Origin of the sequence: Nocardioides albus (genome assembly GCF_014648255.1) — a bacterium.
GTDB lineage: Bacteria > Actinomycetota > Actinomycetes > Propionibacteriales > Nocardioidaceae > Nocardioides > Nocardioides albus.
This window is the reverse complement of record NZ_BMQT01000003.1, coordinates 239220-255186: the sequence shown is the minus strand read 5'-3', so window position 1 is coordinate 255186 and position 15967 is coordinate 239220. Positions and strand designations below refer to the sequence as shown.

16 protein-coding genes are annotated in these 15967 nt (G+C 69.2%); 4 read left to right on the top strand and 12 right to left on the bottom strand.

What is annotated here, in order from left to right:
• The first annotated feature begins 76 nt into the window (after nucleotides 1-76).
• Nucleotides 77-424: an ArsR/SmtB family transcription factor gene (locus IEY84_RS07460; RefSeq protein ID WP_183543862.1), complete on the top strand. Its 348-nt coding sequence runs from the start codon at nucleotides 77-79 to the stop codon at nucleotides 422-424.
• A 16-nt stretch (nucleotides 425-440) separates the two neighbouring features.
• On the opposite strand, the gene IEY84_RS07455 is transcribed toward IEY84_RS07460, so the two are convergent.
• Together IEY84_RS07455 and IEY84_RS07450 are read right to left on the bottom strand one after the other, a co-directional pair.
• Nucleotides 441-1196: an SDR family NAD(P)-dependent oxidoreductase gene (locus tag IEY84_RS07455; RefSeq protein WP_183543860.1), complete on the bottom strand. Its 756-nt coding sequence runs from the start codon at nucleotides 1194-1196 to the stop codon at nucleotides 441-443.
• A gap of 104 nt (nucleotides 1197-1300) precedes the next feature.
• Nucleotides 1301-1777, bottom strand: a complete 477-nt coding sequence (locus IEY84_RS07450) for a MarR family winged helix-turn-helix transcriptional regulator (protein WP_183543858.1) — start codon at nucleotides 1775-1777, stop codon at nucleotides 1301-1303.
• Between the two features lie 56 nt (nucleotides 1778-1833).
• Here IEY84_RS07450 and IEY84_RS07445 point away from each other — a divergent pair, with 56 nt between their 5' ends.
• Nucleotides 1834-2169, top strand: coding sequence for a hypothetical protein (locus IEY84_RS07445; RefSeq protein WP_183543856.1), 336 nt, complete (start codon nucleotides 1834-1836; stop codon nucleotides 2167-2169).
• A 46-nt stretch (nucleotides 2170-2215) separates the two neighbouring features.
• Here the strand turns inward: IEY84_RS07445 and IEY84_RS07440 are convergent, their stop codons facing one another.
• Nucleotides 2216-3799, bottom strand: a complete 1584-nt coding sequence (locus IEY84_RS07440; RefSeq protein WP_183543854.1) for a 4-hydroxyphenylacetate 3-hydroxylase family protein — start codon at nucleotides 3797-3799, stop codon at nucleotides 2216-2218.
• A 31-nt stretch (nucleotides 3800-3830) separates the two neighbouring features.
• Complete coding sequence (locus tag IEY84_RS07435) at nucleotides 3831-4406, bottom strand: flavin reductase family protein (protein ID WP_183543852.1); 576 nt, start codon at nucleotides 4404-4406, stop codon at nucleotides 3831-3833.
• A 189-nt stretch (nucleotides 4407-4595) separates the two neighbouring features.
• Between IEY84_RS07435 and IEY84_RS07430 the strand changes: the two genes are divergently transcribed.
• Nucleotides 4596-5540: an AraC family transcriptional regulator gene (locus tag IEY84_RS07430; protein ID WP_183543851.1), complete on the top strand. Its 945-nt coding sequence runs from the start codon at nucleotides 4596-4598 to the stop codon at nucleotides 5538-5540.
• A 76-nt stretch (nucleotides 5541-5616) separates the two neighbouring features.
• Here IEY84_RS07430 and IEY84_RS07425 read toward each other — a convergent pair whose 3' ends face one another.
• The 7 genes from IEY84_RS07425 to IEY84_RS07395 all read right to left on the bottom strand — a co-directional run bounded on the left by IEY84_RS07425 (nucleotide 5617) and on the right by IEY84_RS07395 (nucleotide 13588).
• Nucleotides 5617-6522 (bottom strand): LysR substrate-binding domain-containing protein, encoded by a 906-nt coding sequence (locus tag IEY84_RS07425; RefSeq protein ID WP_183543850.1) that lies wholly within the window; start codon nucleotides 6520-6522, stop codon nucleotides 5617-5619.
• A gap of 201 nt (nucleotides 6523-6723) precedes the next feature.
• Nucleotides 6724-7542, bottom strand: a complete 819-nt coding sequence (locus IEY84_RS07420; protein ID WP_183543849.1) for a YceI family protein — start codon at nucleotides 7540-7542, stop codon at nucleotides 6724-6726.
• 6 nt (nucleotides 7543-7548) lie between these two features.
• Nucleotides 7549-10005, bottom strand: coding sequence for an MFS transporter (locus tag IEY84_RS07415; RefSeq protein WP_183543848.1), 2457 nt, complete (start codon nucleotides 10003-10005; stop codon nucleotides 7549-7551).
• A 28-nt stretch (nucleotides 10006-10033) separates the two neighbouring features.
• Nucleotides 10034-10486, bottom strand: coding sequence for a MarR family winged helix-turn-helix transcriptional regulator (locus IEY84_RS07410; RefSeq protein ID WP_183543847.1), 453 nt, complete (start codon nucleotides 10484-10486; stop codon nucleotides 10034-10036).
• 100 nt (nucleotides 10487-10586) lie between these two features.
• On the bottom strand, nucleotides 10587-11342 hold the full coding sequence (locus tag IEY84_RS07405) for a class I SAM-dependent methyltransferase (protein ID WP_183543846.1): 756 nt from the start codon (nucleotides 11340-11342) through the stop codon (nucleotides 10587-10589).
• A gap of 67 nt (nucleotides 11343-11409) precedes the next feature.
• The gene (gene gnd, locus IEY84_RS07400) at nucleotides 11410-12867 is read right to left on the bottom strand and encodes an NADP-dependent phosphogluconate dehydrogenase (RefSeq protein ID WP_183543844.1); all 1458 of its coding nucleotides are present in this window, start codon (nucleotides 12865-12867) and stop codon (nucleotides 11410-11412) included.
• A gap of 43 nt (nucleotides 12868-12910) precedes the next feature.
• Complete coding sequence (locus IEY84_RS07395; RefSeq protein ID WP_183543842.1) at nucleotides 12911-13588, bottom strand: TetR/AcrR family transcriptional regulator; 678 nt, start codon at nucleotides 13586-13588, stop codon at nucleotides 12911-12913.
• A 113-nt stretch (nucleotides 13589-13701) separates the two neighbouring features.
• On the opposite strand from IEY84_RS07395, the gene IEY84_RS07390 reads away from it, so the two are divergent.
• Complete coding sequence (locus tag IEY84_RS07390; protein WP_373292284.1) at nucleotides 13702-14856, top strand: acyl-CoA dehydrogenase family protein; 1155 nt, start codon at nucleotides 13702-13704, stop codon at nucleotides 14854-14856.
• A 12-nt stretch (nucleotides 14857-14868) separates the two neighbouring features.
• Here the strand turns inward: IEY84_RS07390 and IEY84_RS07385 are convergent, their stop codons facing one another.
• The gene (locus IEY84_RS07385) at nucleotides 14869-15906 is read right to left on the bottom strand and encodes an AurF N-oxygenase family protein (protein WP_183543840.1); all 1038 of its coding nucleotides are present in this window, start codon (nucleotides 15904-15906) and stop codon (nucleotides 14869-14871) included.
• Nucleotides 15907-15967 lie beyond the last annotated feature (61 nt).

The following is a 15967-nucleotide window of genomic DNA, read 5'->3' as shown; positions in this document are numbered from 1 at the left end:
TTCAAGAACGTCGATATGACGGCGACACTAGGCGACGTATCGACGTTCGTCAATATCGTTCGCTAGACTCGTCCTCATGACCGCTCTTCCCGTGCTCCCGTCCCACGCTGTCGTGTGCTGCTCGCCGGTGACCGCGGGTGTTCTCGATGACGGCCAGGCCGAGGTGCTGGCCCGGATGTTCAAGGCGCTCGGCGACCCCAACCGGGTCAAGCTGCTCTCGATCATCGCGGCGTCCGAGGGCCGGGAGGCGTGCGTCTGCGACCTCACCGAGCCGGTCGGGCTGTCGCAGCCGACGGTCTCTCATCACATGAAGCTGCTGGTAGAGGCAGGCCTCGTCGCCCGCGAGCAGCGCGGCCGGTGGGCCTACTTCTCCATCGTCCCCGGCGTCCTCGACTCGCTCGCCGGCACGCTGGCCCCGCGTTGAGGGTGGGGCGACAGAATCAGACGGTCGTGTAGCCGCCGTCGATCAGCCAGTACGCACCGGTGACGAACGAGGCGTCCTCGGAGAGCAGGAATCGGACGACCGTGGCGATCTCCTCGGGGCGGCCGAGGCGGCCCAGCGGGTGCTTGGCGGCGAGGGCCTCGCGAGCGCTGTCGTCGGCCGTCGCCTGGACCAGCGGGGTGTCGATGTAACCGGGGCCGACGGCGTTGATCCGCAGTCCGGCCGGACCGTACTCGGCGGCGGCGTTCTTGGTGAGGCCGACGACCGCGTGCTTGGTCGCGGTGTAGGCGGCGTTGCCCAGGGCGGCCACCTCGCCGTGGATCGAGGCCATGTTCACGATGGCGGACTCGCCTGCGCCGGCCTTGATCAGCTCCGGGATCTGGTAGCGCAGGCCGTACGCGACCCCGGAGAGGTTGATGCCGACGACGCGGTCCCAGTCGCTGGTGTCCAGCTCGCCGACGGGTGCCGGTGCGCCGCCGATGCCGGCGTTGTTGACGGCGTAGTTGAGCTTTCCGTACGTCTCGACGGCGAACGCGACCGAACGCTCAGCGTCCTCGGCCTTCGAGGTGTCGGCTCGCAGCGCGCTCGCCTCGCCGCCGCCGGCCTTGATCTCCTCGGCGACCCGGGTCGCCGAGTCGAGGTTGATGTCGGTGATCACGACCTTCGCACCCAGTCCGGCGAGCTCCTTCGCGATCGCCTCCCCGAGTCCGCTGCCGCCACCGGTCACCAGGGCGACCTTGTTCTCGAACGTCATGTCTTCCTCCTCGTATCTGTCCGGGCCAGAGTCCGGGCGTTACTTGATCCAACATTCAAGTAACGCTGACGGGAGGGTGCTCTCTTCCGATTTGTATAGGTGACCTATGCCTCTTTGGCTGGTTCACGGGTCGCTGCGGCGATGACCTCCAGCAGTCGCCGGTGCAGCTCCATGAGGTCGTCGACGTTCATGTCGAGACGTTCGACGATTGCGGGCGGGATCTTCTCGGCGTCATCGCGCAGCGCGCGCCCCTGATTGGTCAGGACGACGGCGAGCGAGCGCTCGTCGGACTTGTTGCGCTCGCGGCGTACGTAGCCCTGGGCTTCGAGGCGCTTGAGCAGCGGAGAGAGAGTGCCGGGGTCGAGCTGCACCTTGCGGCCCAGCTCGGAGACGCGGAGCGGCTCCTCCTCCCAGAGGGCCAGCATGACCAGATACTGCGGATGGGTCAGGCCCAGCGGCTCGAGTAGAGGGCGGTAGAGGCCGATGACGCTGCGTGCGGCGACGGCCAGGCCGAAGCAGACCTGCTGATCGAGGGCCAGCGGGTTCTCGATCTCCGCGAGCGGATCCTTCTTCATCGACATGTTGGTTATCGTACCAACAGTTTGTGTGCAAACAATCTGTCTGCGAGGATGGGAACGTGAACGAGCAACCGCGACGACCACGCCACCTGATGGACCCGGACAACCCCATCCGGCCGGTCAACGACAAGTCGCTCACTCACGTTCAGCAGTGGGTCGCTTCCGTGCTCGTCGTGTTCACCGTCGCCCATCTGGCGGTGGGGATGGCCCTCGGCGCCGTGGCGATCGACCCGGTCTACCAGAGCTCGCGGATCGGGCTGTGCATCATCGCGGCGGCCTTCGGGGTGCTCGGCCTGGCCGGAGGCTTCCTCATCCACCGCCGCAGCCCGTTCACGCCGTGGCTGATCCTCGGGATCGTGCCCGCCGTCGTGGGCCTCTGGTTCGTGCTGCGCTGAGGACGGCGCCCGGCCGAAGGCGCCGTCCTCAGCGAGATGGAGCCGGTCAGAACAGGTCGGGCACGGTCCAGCCGTCGAGGTCGTACTCCGCCAGGAACTCATCCGCGAGGCCCCTCATGGCGTCCGCCCCGCCGCGGTTCTGGGCGGCGAAGAGGAGCTCGGCCTTCACGTTCTCGTGGTTGCCGGAGTAGTTGCGCTCGTAGAGCTCGTGACGGCCGCCGAACTCGGAGCCGATCGAGTCCCACAGGGCCTTCATGACCTTGACCCGGTCAACGGCGGTGATGCCGTTGGAGCCGCGGACGTACTTGTCCAGGTACGGCCGCACCTCGGGGCTCTTGAAGTCGGCGGCGCCGGAGGGCAGGTAGATCAGCCCGGAGGCGACGTCCTGCTCGATGATCTCCTTGACCCGCGGATAGCCGTGGATCATGAACATCCGGTACGTCAGGCCGTACTCCAGCTTCGGGATGACCGCGTCGCCGACCCACGGCTCGGGGTCGCGCGCCATCGACTCGGTGAGCGACCAGAACAGGTTGCGCCAGCCGATCACCTCACCCACCCGGGTCTGTACGCCGCGGAAGCCGCCCGAGCCGGTGGCGTCGAGCGCCTTCATCAGCAGGCCGGCGATGAAGTCGAGCTTGACGGCCAGGCGTGTGCAGCCCTGGAAGGTGAACCGCGGCAGGAACCCCGACTGCGGGAAGAACGAGTTGATCCGCTCCACGTCGCCGTACATGAAGACGTTCTCCCAGGGCACGAGCACCTTGTCGAAGATGAAGATGGTGTCGTTCTCGTCCATCCGGCTCGACAGCGGGTAGTCGAACGGCTCGCCGTTCTGCGCAGCCTGCTCGGTGTAGGAGGAGCGGCAGATCAGCTTGATGCCGGGGGAGTCCATCGGGACGGTGCAGATCAGCGCGAACTGCTTCTTGCGGATCGGCAGGCCGTAGTGGGCGATGAAGTTGTAGTTGGTGATCGCTGAGCCCGTCGCGACGACCTTGGCGCCGGAGACGATCAGGCCGGCGTCGGTCTCCTTCTCGACCTTCATGTAGACGTCGCCGACCTCGTCCGGCGGCAGCTGGCGGTCGACCGGCGGGTTGATGATCGCGTGGTTCCAGTAGAGAACCTTCTCCTGGGACTCGCGGTACCAGCGCTCGGCGTTGTCCTGGAACGGGGCGTACAGCTCCTTGTTGGCGTGCAGGGTGCCGAGGAAGCTGGCCTTGTAGTCGGGGGAGCGGCCCATCCAGCCGTACGTCATCCGGGCCCAGCGTGCGATCGCGTCGCGCTCCTTGAGCAGGTCGGCCGAGGACGTCGGCGTCTTGAAGAACGGCATCGTGATGCCGCCGTTGCCGGTGTCGGTCGGGACGGTGAGCTCGTCGACGTGCGGACCGGTGTGGAGCGCGTCGTAGAGGCGCGCGGTCATCCGCACCGGGTTGCGGAAGGCCGGGTGCGTGGTGACGTCCTCGACCCGCTCGCCGTGCAGGTAGATCTCGCGGCCATCGCGCAGGCTCTCGATGTACTCGTCGCCGGTCATCGGGCGGGAGGCGAAGTTGGTCTGCTGGTTGGCGGGCGAGCCGGCCGCCGGATTGACGGTCGGCGACCCGTTGGGCTGTGTCTCCGGGGCGAGGGTGTCGGTCATGGTCTTCTCCTTGGATCGGATCTCGGTCGGATCAGTAGTGGGTGGATCGCGGGATTGCGGGGACTTCGATGGCGGTGAACGACGTGGTCGCGTCGAACCAGCCGGTGTTCGGGTCGTCCTGGCAGCCGAGCCAGACGACCTCGGAGGACGGATTTCCGATGTGGTGGAAGGCGCTGTCGTGGAAGAGCAGTGGCTTGCGGTCGGTGGTGATCACCTCGACGACCTCCCCGAGGAACAGCAGGTGGTCCCCGCCGTCGTTGGTACGCCACGGCCGGCACACCAGCGTCGCGGCCGTCCCGCCCAGCCGCGGCGCCGTCGCGCCCTCGCGCCAGGGGAGCGGGTCGCTGCAGGGGCGGCCGGCGAAGTGCATGGCGACATCGCTCTGGTCGGCGGCGAGGACGTTGACCGCGAAGGCCTCGCCCTCGAGATAGGCGGCCGCCTTGGACGTACGCGTCAGAGCGACCTGCACCAGCGGCGGGTCGAGCGAGATCGGGGTGAAGGCCGTGACCGTGGCGCCGTGGTGGGCGCCGTCAGGGGTGCTGCAGGTGATCACGGTGACGCCGGTCGCGAAGCGGCCGAAGGTCGACCGCAGGGTGCGTGGGTCCATGGAGCTCCTCCTCCGTCGGGGCCGCGCATGTGTGGCGGCGGTCACGTTGGAGGCGACGCTAGATCCGGATCACGAGGGCGGCGATCCGCTGGGCGAACGGGCTATCCGGATTGCGCACCGGGTTTCCGGACGCCCTCGGCGAGGGGTGGATGCGCTGTTAATGTGAAGGACGTCACTAGGGGGTGACAGATGGGCGTGACCAGCACTCTCACCGCATCATCCGGCTCGTCCGGCGACATGGAGAGCTTCTCTGACGAGGTCGCCCGGGCGTACTTCCCGCATGCCCTGATCATGCGCGGCCGGCCCGCGCGGCCGGCGGAGCTGCGTGCGGTCGACCTCGGCCCCGTCCGGCTGACCCGGATCGGCTGGGGCGCGGAGGTCTCGGTGGAGTCGGAGCATCCAGGTGCCTGGGCGGTCAACGTCCCGCGCAGCGGTGTGCTCGAGGCCAACGTCGGTGGTGCCCACGTGCTCTCCCTCGACGGCCAGGCGACGGTGTGCCCTCCCGACCGGCAGACCAAGATGACCCGCTGGTCGGCCGACTGCTCCATCGTCGGGATGCGGGTCGACCGTGACTACCTGGTCGAGGAGGTGGCGGCCCTGGTCGGCCTGCACACCGACCGGCTGCCCGCCCAGCTCGACCTGCGTGCCGACGGCGCCCGGGCTTGGATCGGTCTGCTCGGCTCGCTCGGCACCGAGACGATGCGCAACCCGGCCCTGGTGGGCGACGAGCGGGTACGCCGCCGATTGGCGGGCACGCTGACCGCGGCCTTCGTCGCCGCCTGCTTCCCCGAGGAGCCGGCCGTCGGCTCCGTCCAGCCCCGGATCGTGTCCCGCGTCGTCGAGGCCATAGAGGCCGACCCGGCCAGGGAGTGGGCCGTCTCCGATCTCGCCCGCGAGGCCGACGTCGGCATCCGCCGCCTCCAGCAGGGCTTCCAGCGCTACCTCGGCCGCACCCCGACCCAGAAGCTACAGGAGATCCGCCTCGAACGGGTCCACGCCGACCTCCTCGCCAGCCGTGGCGACACCGTCGCCGAGGTCGCCTACCGCTGGGGCTTCACCCACCTCGGCCGCTTCGCCGCCGCCTACCGCCAGGCTTACGGCGTTGCCCCGTCGCAGACCCTCCGTTGCCGCTGACCCCCTCCGCGCCGAGTCGGCTCGTTCTGACCGAAATCCTTGCCGAGTCGGCTCGTCATGACGAGCCGACTCGGCGTCATTTCTCGTCAGTTCGCGCCGACTCGGCCAGGATGGCGAGCGCGCGGGTGAGGAGTGGGCTCTCGTCGCCGGCGCGGGTGGCGGCGACGAGCTCGACGCCAGGGGTGCCGGTGAGGGGGACGTAGACGACACCCGGGACGGCGAGGGCAGCGGTGGGCTCGGGGACGATGGCGACGCCGAGACCGGCGGCGACGAAGGTGACCAGAGTGGAGGTCTCGGCGACCTCGTGGGCGATGTGGGTGCGGATCCCGGCGTCGTCGAAGAGGTCCTGGATCATCGCGTTCATCGCCGAGCGGCCGCTGCCGGCGTGGATGACGAGGCCTTCGCCGTCGAGGTCGGCGATGCGTACGCGGCGACGGCCGGCGAACCGGTGCTCCTTCGGTATCGCCACCAGCAGGCTCTCCCGGCGTAGGTGGGTGATCGAGAGGCCGGGGCCGGTGGAGAGGTTCGGGGGGAGCGGTCGGAGCAAGCCGAGGTCGAGGGTGCCGTCGGTGAGTGCGGCGGCCTGGTCCGGTGAGAGCATCTCGCCCCGGAAGCCGAACTCGACCTCAGGAAGCTCGGCGCGCAAGGTGCGGGCGAGGGCCGGGAGCAGCGAGTACGTCGCCGAGCCGACGCACCCGATGAGCAGACGCCCACGCCGCCCCGAGGCGATGCTCGCGGCCTCGTGAGCCGCAGCGTCCACGGCCCCGAGGATCTCCCGCGCCCTATCCAGGTACGCCGCACCCGCAGGGGTCAGGTCGACCCGGCGCGTCGTCCGGCTCAGCAGGGTCAGCCCGAGCTCGGCCTCGAGCTGGCGGATCTGCTGCGACAGCGGCGGCTGCGCCATGTGGAGCCGCTCGGCCGCCCGGCCGAAGTGTCGCTCCTCGGCGACCGCGACGAAGTAGCGAAGATGGCGCAGCTCCATGGACTCATATTCGCAGAGTCTCAGTCGGCCGCCAATGATCACCCTGCCGAAGCGTCACCCCCGTCGGCCGAGTTGGCATCGCATTGCCAACTCGGCCGACGCAACTGACGTCTCGGCCGACGCAACTGACGTCTCGGCCGACGCAACTGACGTCTCGGCCGACGTACGTGACGTCTCGGCCGACGTACGTGACGTCTCGGCTCAGGTGGGGAGACTGTCGCCTTGGACGGCCTGGATGTCCAGCTCGACCTTGAGGGTCGTACCGATGGCCGCGATGCCGGCGGCGACGGCCTGGTTGTAGCTCATCGCGAAGTCCTCGCGGCGCAGCTGGGCGCTTGCGCGGAAGGCGGCGCGGGTGCCGCCCCAGGCGTCCGGGCCGGTGCCGAGGTAGGTGACGTCGAGGTCGACGGACCGGGTCTGCCCGTGCATCGAGAGGTCCCCGTGGACGGTCCAGCGGTCTGATCCGGCCGGGGTGAGCCCGGTCGAGCGGTAGACGATCTCGGGGAACGCCGCGACGTCGAGAAAGTCGCCGCTGCGAAGATGATCGTCGCGCATCCGGCTGCCGGTGTCGATCGAGGCTGCGCGGATGACGGCCTCGACGCGGGACTTCTCCAGGTGGTCCGGGGCGATCTCGACGACCCCGCTGAAGTCGGTGAACCGGCCGCGCACGCTGGAGATGCCCAGGTGCTGCGCGACTGCCCCGACGGTGGAGTGGTCGGGATCGATCGTCCACGGACCAGGTGCCGGGAGCGAGGTGTCTCCCTGGCGGGACAGCGTGATCGTGCCGAGCGCGGCCGTCCCCGAGGCCGTGACGATGGCCGTCGCCGCGGTGGGGGACCACCCGATCGCGGTGACGATCGCGACGTACGGCCCGGGGGCGAGGACGGTGTCGTCGGTGACGACACCGTCCTCGTCGGCCTTGGCGCGCAGCACCTGACCGCCGGCCGTGTCGGTGAGGGTGACGACCGCGTGTGCCACGGCCCAGCCGTCGCGGTTGCGGATCCGTGCGGTCAGTGCCATCGCGGATCAGTCCTCGGGGTGGGAGAGGACGATCTCGTGGCCGTCGACACCGGGACCGGTGAGGCTCACCGCGCTGGCCGCCGGCGGGTAGCTGGTCGCCAGGACCGTGTAGTCCCCGCCGTCGAGATCGGCGAACGCGTACGCCCCGTCCTCGCCCGTCGTCGCGGTCCCGACCACGTTGCCGGCCGCGTCGACCAGCGTCACCCGGGCGTCCCCGAGAGGGCCGAAGGCGGCCTTGACGACACCGGTCAGTCGGGCACCCGTCACCAGCCCCACCTCGACCCGGGTGACCCCGGTCGCGCCGATCTCGATCGGCACGGCGTGCGGCCGGTAGCCCTCGGCGTTGACCGCCACCGTGGCCGGTCCCGGAACCAGCTCGTCGACGAAGAACGTGCCGTCGGCGACGGTGGTTCCGGTGGAGAGCAGGTCCCCGCGAACGTCTGTCACGATCACCATCGCGCCCTGGATCGGCGCGCCGTCCTCGCCGCTGCGCACGATGCCCTTGAGTCCCGTGGTTCCGCTGAGCAGAAGGTCGTACGCCACCGGCTCACCGCCCACGACCACCGTCGATGCCTGCGGCTGGAAGCCGTCGGCCGAAGCGATCAGGACGTACGTCCCCGAGCTCGGTGCGTCGACCGCGTAGGAACCGTCGGCGTGGGCTACCGATCGGCCGAGCTGACGCCCGGACAGCGAGATCAGCGTGACGGCGGCGTGCGGTACCGGGACGCTGCCGGCGCCACGGACGAACCCGTGCAGCGGGATCCCGTTGGCCGTCGGGGCGGAGTCGGCAGCAGGGTGCTGCTCGGGCACCCCAGCGACGGCCTCGGCGACAGCCGCGGGCCCGTCGACGTCGGCCGCGTCCTCGGCAGCCTGGGCGATCCCGCCCTTGGTCTTCAACGGCACCTCCTTGATGAACACGACGAACACGAGCGCGACCACTGCTGCCGCCGCGGCGACCAGGAAGATGTCGGCGATGCCGTGGCCGTAGGCGCTCTCGAGCACGGTCCGCAACGGCTCCGGGACCTTGTCCATGTCGGGGATCTCGCCCGAGGTGGCCTGGGCCATCGCGGCGTACTTCGGACCGAGGTCGGCCAGACCGTCCTTGACGTAGTCGCCGACACGGTTGGCCATCAGGGCGCCGAGCGCCGAGACGCCCATCGCGCCGCCGAGGCTGCGGAAGAAGGTCACCATGGAGCTGGCGGCGCCGAGGTCGGCGGGTGCGACCTGGTTCTGTGTGGAGAGGACCAGGTTCTGCATCGTCATGCCGACACCCAGGCCGAGGACGGCCATGAAGATGGCGACGTGCCAGTACTCGGTGTCGTACCGGATCGTGCCGAGCATGCCGAGCCCGCCGACGATCAGCGTGGCGCCGACCACGAGCCAGGCCTTCCACTTCCCGGTGCGGGTGATGACCTGCCCGGAGATGGTGGAGGAGAGGAACAGTCCGGCGATCATCGGGATCGTCATCACGCCGGCCATCGTCGGCGACTTGTCGCGGGCCAGCTGGAAGTACTGGCTGAAGAAGATCGTCCCGGCGAACATCGCCACACCGACGAAGAGCGAGGCGAGCGAGGAGAGCGTGATCGTCCGGTTGCGGAACAGTCGCAACGGGACGATCGGCTCCGCGGCCCTCGACTCGACGAAGCCGAAGATCAGCAGGAGCGCCACCGAGCCGCCGACCATGGCGGCGGTCTCCCAGGAGGCCCAGTCGTACTTGTCACCGGCGAAGGTGACCCAGACGAGCAGCAGGCAGACGCCGGCCGCCATGAAGAACGCGCCGGCCCAGTCGACCTTGACGCCCTCGCGCTTGACGACGGGGAGGTGCAGGGTCTTCTGCAGCACGATGAAGGCGACGATCGCGAACGGGATGCCGACGTAGAAGCACCAGCGCCAGCCGAGCGAGTCGGCGTCGGTGATGACGCCGCCGAGCAGCGGGCCGCCGACGGTGGCGACCGCGAAGACGGCGCCGAGGTAGCCCGAGTAGCGACCGCGCTCGCGCGGGGAGATCATCGCCGCCATGATGATCTGGGCCAGAGCGGTCAGGCCGCCCATGCCGATGCCCTGGATCGCCCGGGCGGCGATCAGCTGCTCCGGGTTCTGGGCCAGGCCGGCGACGGCCGAGGCCGCCACGAAGAGGACCAGCGCGATCTGCATCAGCAGCTTCTTGCTGAACAGGTCGGCCATCTTGCCCCACAGCGGGGTCGTGGCCGTCATGGTGAGCAGGGTGGAGGTGACCACCCAGGTGTAGGCCGACTGCCCGCCGCCGATGTCGGCGATGATCTCGGGCAGAGCGTTGGAGACGATCGTGGAGGAGATCATCGCCACGAACATGCCGAGCAGCAGGCCCGAGAGCGCCTCCATGATCTCGCGGTGAGACATCTGACCGTGCAGGGTCTTGGGCGACCCGTCGGACGAGCCTCCGGGCGGACCGGCGTGAGTCCGTTCGGCTGTCGTCGTTGCCATGGACTTCCCTTCTGAGATGAGCAGAGCCTTAGCTGCGTACGTGGGTGAGCGTGTGCGCTGGGCAGACGAGGCTGTCGTGGAGCTTGGCCATGAGCCGGATCAGCTCATGCACCTCGTCGTCGCTCCAGTCGCTGAGCCGCTCGGAGAGCAGCTCGGTGATGTGGTCGGAGAACCCGGCGAGCAGGTCCCGCCCGGAGGCGGTGAGGCACAGCAGGCGCGATCGCCCGTCTGCCGGGTTGGGGGAGCGCTCGAGCCAGCCCTGGTCGGCGAGGTACGAGACGTGGCGGCTCGTCACCGAGATGTCGACGGCGAGCAGATCGGTGAGCTCGCTGATGGTCATCTCGCCGTGCTGGCTCAGGAGCCCCAGCACGCCCGCAGAGCCGGCCGGCAGCGCGGGCGGGAGGTTGCGAGCGAGGCCTTTCTTGACGGCCCCGACCTCGCTGAGTCGATGCATCAGGTCGCGGTAGGTTGCCTGCTCCATCGTCGCCCCCTCGTGATTGGTTGACTTTTACAACCATAAAGACGATAGGGGGCCGATGCAAATTGCCAGGCTGGTCGTGGCCGACGCTGGACGGCCGCTTCTACGCGACGGTGCCGCGGGCCGCCCAGGCTGTGGCGGTGACGGTGAACGGACCCTTGCCGAGCCGACGCCGGGCGACCTCCTCGAGCGCCGCCCGGCCGGAATCGTCGAGGGACTGCACGTAGTCGCCTGCCGGCCCGACGCCGAAGGTGTAGGGGTCCCACCAGTCCTCGAACGTGGGATGGGTGACCCGGACGGCGAGACCGCTGGGCTCGACCTTGCGGAGACCGGCCTTCTTGAACAGGTTCTCGAGATCACCGATGCGGGCGCCGGCGAGGAGCGCTTCGTCCTCGGCCTCCGGGTCGATCTCATGCACGCACGACCAGAACGGCGAGACGGCACCGGTGTCGGCGTCCCAGACGCACGCCGCGACGGTGCCGCCGGGCCGGGTGACCCGGATCATCTCCGCGATGCCCGCCGCCGGGTCGGACATGAAGTGCACGACCAGCTGAGCCAGGGAGACGTCGAACCAGCCGTCGTCGAATGGGAGCGCCTCGGCCACGCCGGTGTGCACATCCACCCTGGCCAGCTGTCGGGCGACCGCCTCGATGAACGGCGGTGACGGGTCGATCGCGGCCACCAGGTGCGCCTCGGTGAGGGTCACGAGGTGGCGGGTGAGGGTGCCCGGCCCGCAGCCGACGTCGAGCACGCGCTGGCCCATGCTGACCCGGGCGAAGTCGGCGAAGTGTGGGGTGAGGGGCTCGGCGTAGCGGCCCATGAACCGGGCGTACCTCTCCGCGACGACGTCGAACCCCATGCTTCAGGCTAGGACCGCCGTTCGCTGCGCCGACAGCCCCAAGTTCGGTATCTCCTGGGCTCCGGAGTCAGTGGGTCGAGGGCGTCGTCGCGATCTCGGTGCGGTCGTCGGACCACAGCGTGTGGAAGGTCCCGTCCTTGTCGATGCGCTGGTAGGTGTGGGCGCCGAAGAAGTCCCGCTGGCCCTGGATGAGCGCGGCCGGGAGCCGGTCGGCTGCGAGCGAGTCGAAGTAGGCGAGTGCCGAGGAGAACCCGGGAGCCGGTACGCCGGAGGCCGCTGCGATCCCGACGACGCGTCGCCACGCCTCCTCGCCGGACGCGACCGCGTCGGCGAAGTAGGGGTCGACCAGCAGGGTCTCCAGGTCGGGCTTGGTGGCGTACGCATCCACGATCCGGTTGAGGAAGCGGGCCCGGATGATGCAGCCGGCCCGCCAGATCTTGGCGAGCGCGCCGAGGTCGATGTCCCAGCCGTACTCCTTCGCCCCGGCCACGATCAGGTCGAACCCCTGTGCGTAGGCGACCACCTTCGAGGCGTAGAGAGCAGCGCGTACGTCATCGACGAACGTGTCGGGGACCTCCGGCGTCTTCGGACGCGAGGTGACGGAGGCCCGCATCGCGCCGCGCTGGGCCGGCTTGGAGGAGACCGCCCGGGCGAAGACGGCCTCACCGATGCCGGAGACCGGGATGCCGAGGCCGAGCGCGTTCTGCACCGTCCAGACGCCGGTGCCCTTCGAGCCGGCCTGGTCGAGGATGACGTCGACCAACGGGGCCCCGGTCTCGGCGTCCTTCTGGGCGAGCACCTCTGCGGAGATCTCGATCAGGTAGGACTCCAGGTCGCCGGTGTTCCAGTCCCTGAAGATGTCCACGAGCTGCTCCACCGAGAGCCCGCCGACCCGCCGGAGGAGGTCGTAGGCCTCCGCGATCAGCTGCATGTCGGCGTACTCGATGCCGTTGTGGACCATCTTCACGAAGTGGCCGGCGCCGTCGGTGCCGATGTGGGTCACGCACGGCTCGCCCTCGGCCACCGCGGCGATCGACTTCAGGATCGGGCCCAGCGTCTCCCAGGCCTCGGCCGAGCCGCCGGGCATGATCGAGGGGCCGTTGAGCGCACCCTCCTCTCCGCCGGAGATGCCGGTGCCAACGAAGTTCAGGTCGCGTTCCCGCAGCTCGCGCTCGCGGCGGATGGTGTCGTTGAAGTTGGCGTTGCCGCCGTCGACGATGATGTCGCCCGGCTCGAACCGCTCGGCCAGCTGCTCGATCACCGCGTCGGTGCCCTTGCCCGCCTGGACCATGATGATCGCCGTACGCGGCTTGGACAGTGTCGCGACGAAGTCGTCGATCGTCTCGGAGGCGAGGAAGCCGGCCTCCGGGTGCTCGGTGATGAGCTCCTCGGTCCGGGCGTAGGTGCGGTTGTAGACCGCCACCGTGTTGCCCTCGCGAGAGGCGAGGTTGCGGGCCAGGTTGGACCCCATCACGGCCAGGCCCACCACGCCGATGTTCGCGGACCTGTTGTCGGTGTTCGGCATCGCTGCTCCTCGTTGCTTCTTCATGTGAAGGCGGTCGCCACCATCATGCCCGCGGGGTGAACACCATGTCCTCGGGTATCTCGAGCCCGAGCTGGGCGAGCAGGTCGAAGAGGATCCCGGCGACCTGCCGGGTGAGCCGTTCGACCACCTCGTCGCGGGTCTCGTCCTCGTGGTCGAGCCACCAGATGATGCTGGCGTCGACCATCCCCATCAGCCCGGCGAGGACGCCGTCGGGCGGCTCGCCGCTGAGCTCGGACTCGCTCAGGTAGCCGCGCATCGCCTCGACGAGCTCGTTGAGGAACCGGGTGCGCCCCATCCGGGCGCGGTGCAGCGCCTTGGTCTGCTGCTGGGCCGCGACGAAGCGGTAGAGGTTGGGGTGCTCGGCCGCCCAGTCGACGCACGCCCCGATGACGCCGCCGATCACCTCGCGGGGAGTTCCGGTGCGAGCCAGGTTGGGGCGTACGCGGCGCAGCAGCTCGTTCGCGGCGAACCGGGTCACCTCGGCGTCGAGCTGATCCTTGCTGGCGAAGTGCCGGTAGACGTTGGGCCGCGGGAGACCGGCCCGTTCGGCGATCCGTGACATCCCGACGGTGGGGCCGATCGCCTCGATCGCCTCGACCGCCGCGAGCACCACTCGCGAGCGCCGTGAGTCGTCCTCGAGCGCTTCTTTCGCCGAGCGGCGCCGCACTGTCGAGTCGACCCACTTCGCAACGTCCACCACGCGTTCACCGTAGCGCTGATACACCTTGTATCCAGTTCCGGTACGGTGATACAACCTGTATCCAGTACATCGTGTCCCGCATATCGCGGGGTGCGCGACCGGAAGGAATGCCCGTGACCCGCCGCTCTCCCTGGATGGACCAGGACCTCGAGGACCTGCGCGACCTCGCCCGCACCTTCTGCGAGAAGGAGATCAAGCCCAACATCGAGTCGTTCATCGCCAACAAGCAGGTCGACCGCGACCTGTGGCGCAAGGCCGGCGAGGTCGGCCTGCTCTGCCTCTCCGTGCCCGAGGAGTACGGCGGTGGTGGCGGCACCTTCGCCCACGAGGCCGTGCTGATCGAGGAGCAGGCCCGCATCGGCGACTCCTCGTGGGGCGCCCCGCTGCACAGCGGGATCGTGGCGCACTACCTGGTGGCGTACGGCACCGAGGAGCAGAAGCAGGAGTGGCTGCCCAAGATGGCCAGCGGGGAGGTGGTCGCCGCCGTCGCGATGACCGAGCCCGGCACCGGATCGGACCTGCAGGCGATCAAGTCGAAGGCGATCCGCGACGGCGACGACTACGTGGTCAACGGCGCCAAGACGTTCATCACCAACGGCAACCAGGCCGACATGGTGCTGGTCGCGGTGAAGACCAACCCGGAGGAGAAGGGCGCCGGGATCTCCCTGGTCATCGTCCCCACCGACACCCCGGGCTTCCGGCGTGGCCGGGTGCTGAACAAGATCGGGATGAAGGGCCAGGACACCTGTGAGCTCTTCTTCGACGACGTACGCATCCCCGCGACCAACCTGCTCGGCGCTCAGGAGGGGGAGGGGTTCGTCCAGCTGATGCTGCAGCTGCCGCAGGAGCGCCTCATCGTCGCCCTTGGCTGCGTGGCGGCGATGGAGTTCGCCTACGCGGAGACGATCGCCTACGTCCACTCCCGAACGGCCTTCGGGCGCCCGGTCTTCGGCTTCCAGAACACCAAGTTCACGATGGCCGAGGTCGCCACCGAGGCCCGCGTGGCCCGTTCGTTCATCGACGAGTGCATCGAGCTGCACGTCAAGGGTGAGCTCGACATCCCGACGGTCGCGATGGCGAAGTACTGGTGCTCCGAGCGCGCCATGAAGGTCGTCGACAAGTGCGTGCAGATGCACGGCGGCTACGGCTACATGGAGGAGTACCCCATCGCCCGCGCCTTCACCGACCTGCGCGTCCAGCAGATCTACGCCGGCACGACCGAGATCATGAAGGAGATCATCAGTCGTTCCCTGCCCGTCCCGGTCTGAGGCCGGTCGGACCTACGCGGCGGCGGTGGGCGGCGCGGCGCGGAAACGCGCCGGCCGGCCATCGACGCCGAGTGCCCGCCAGGCCCAGCCGGTCAGCGGCGTACGCAGGCCGAGGTTGTCGAAGAGCATCCGCACGTCGGCGAAGAGATGACGGCGGAAGGCGGCGGCCTCGGCGCCCTCGCCCCAGACCTCGCGGACCACCGAGTCCGGCATGCCCATGAGCTCACGGTCGGCGCGCGACGGGATGATGATGGCGTCGGCGCCGAGCCGCATGGCGAGAGGCGTGAGGACCCCGAGGGCGAGGCGCGATACCCGGTTGAGGTCGGGCGCGTGCTCCTCGAGCCAGGCGTGCGCGAAGCCGATGTGACGGGCCTCCTCGGCGATGTGGATGGCCATGATCCGGTCCAGGAGCGGGTGGGTGCCGCCGGAGCGCATGACCTCTTTCTGCACGTGGTCGATCGGCTCCTCGCCGGCGAGGATGATGGCGAAGAAGAGCGCCGGGTAGAGCCCGCCGAGGTGCCCGACGAGCGGGATGGTCCGCATCAGCCACCCGGGCGCACCGGCGACGTCGGGGCACACCCGGTTGGTGAACTCCTGGAACATCTGGATGTGGTGGGTCTCTTCGGTGAGCTCGTGCATGAAGTAGCGGAACTCCGGGTCGCCGTTCTCGACGCCCATCAGGAACTGGGTGCCGCCCAGGAGCAGCAGCTGCTCGAACTGGGAGCCGGTCTTGACCATCGCGGTGAGGCGGTGTCGGCCGACCTCGATCTGTCGTGCCTTGGGCAGCGACTGGTACCAGGGGTGGGCGCCGAGCAGGTCGAGCGGCGGCAGGATCCAGCGCTCGTCGTCCTCGGCGACGGCCATCTCCGGGGCGTCCCAGTCGACGTCCTTGAATGCGTTGAAGTACTTCTCGACCGAGGCCTCCGACAACGTACGCAGCGTCTCGTCGTACTCCCGGCGCACGGGCGGTCGGGGAGCGATCACGCGGGCCGGAGTGCCGGCCACGGCACCCACGTAGCCACCGATCGAGCGAAGTGTCTGCACAACCATCCGAGCCTCCTTGCGCGATGTTGATACATCATCAAGGTACATGGGATTTGTGTCCCGGGAA

Bases quoted from the DNA above. Each gene is read 5' to 3' on its own strand.
- IEY84_RS07415 (WP_183543848.1), bottom strand. From the start codon at position 10,005: ATGGCAACGACGACAGCCGAACGGACTCACGCCGGTCCGCCCGGAGGC.
- IEY84_RS07435 (WP_183543852.1), bottom strand. From the start codon at position 4,406: ATGGACCCACGCACCCTGCGGTCGACCTTCGGCCGCTTCGCGACCGGC.
- IEY84_RS07405 (WP_183543846.1), bottom strand. From the start codon at position 11,342: ATGGGGTTCGACGTCGTCGCGGAGAGGTACGCCCGGTTCATGGGCCGC.
- IEY84_RS07425 (WP_183543850.1), bottom strand. From the start codon at position 6,522: ATGGAGCTGCGCCATCTTCGCTACTTCGTCGCGGTCGCCGAGGAGCGA.
- IEY84_RS07450 (WP_183543858.1), bottom strand. From the start codon at position 1,777: ATGTCGATGAAGAAGGATCCGCTCGCGGAGATCGAGAACCCGCTGGCC.
- IEY84_RS07430 (WP_183543851.1), top strand. From the start codon at position 4,596: ATGGGCGTGACCAGCACTCTCACCGCATCATCCGGCTCGTCCGGCGAC.
- IEY84_RS07385 (WP_183543840.1), bottom strand. From the start codon at position 15,906: ATGGTTGTGCAGACACTTCGCTCGATCGGTGGCTACGTGGGTGCCGTG.
- IEY84_RS07455 (WP_183543860.1), bottom strand. From the start codon at position 1,196: ATGACGTTCGAGAACAAGGTCGCCCTGGTGACCGGTGGCGGCAGCGGA.
- IEY84_RS07440 (WP_183543854.1), bottom strand. From the start codon at position 3,799: ATGACCGACACCCTCGCCCCGGAGACACAGCCCAACGGGTCGCCGACC.
- IEY84_RS07420 (WP_183543849.1), bottom strand. From the start codon at position 7,542: ATGGCACTGACCGCACGGATCCGCAACCGCGACGGCTGGGCCGTGGCA.
- IEY84_RS07460 (WP_183543862.1), top strand. From the start codon at position 77: ATGACCGCTCTTCCCGTGCTCCCGTCCCACGCTGTCGTGTGCTGCTCG.
- IEY84_RS07410 (WP_183543847.1), bottom strand. From the start codon at position 10,486: ATGGAGCAGGCAACCTACCGCGACCTGATGCATCGACTCAGCGAGGTC.
- gnd (WP_183543844.1), bottom strand. From the start codon at position 12,867: ATGCCGAACACCGACAACAGGTCCGCGAACATCGGCGTGGTGGGCCTG.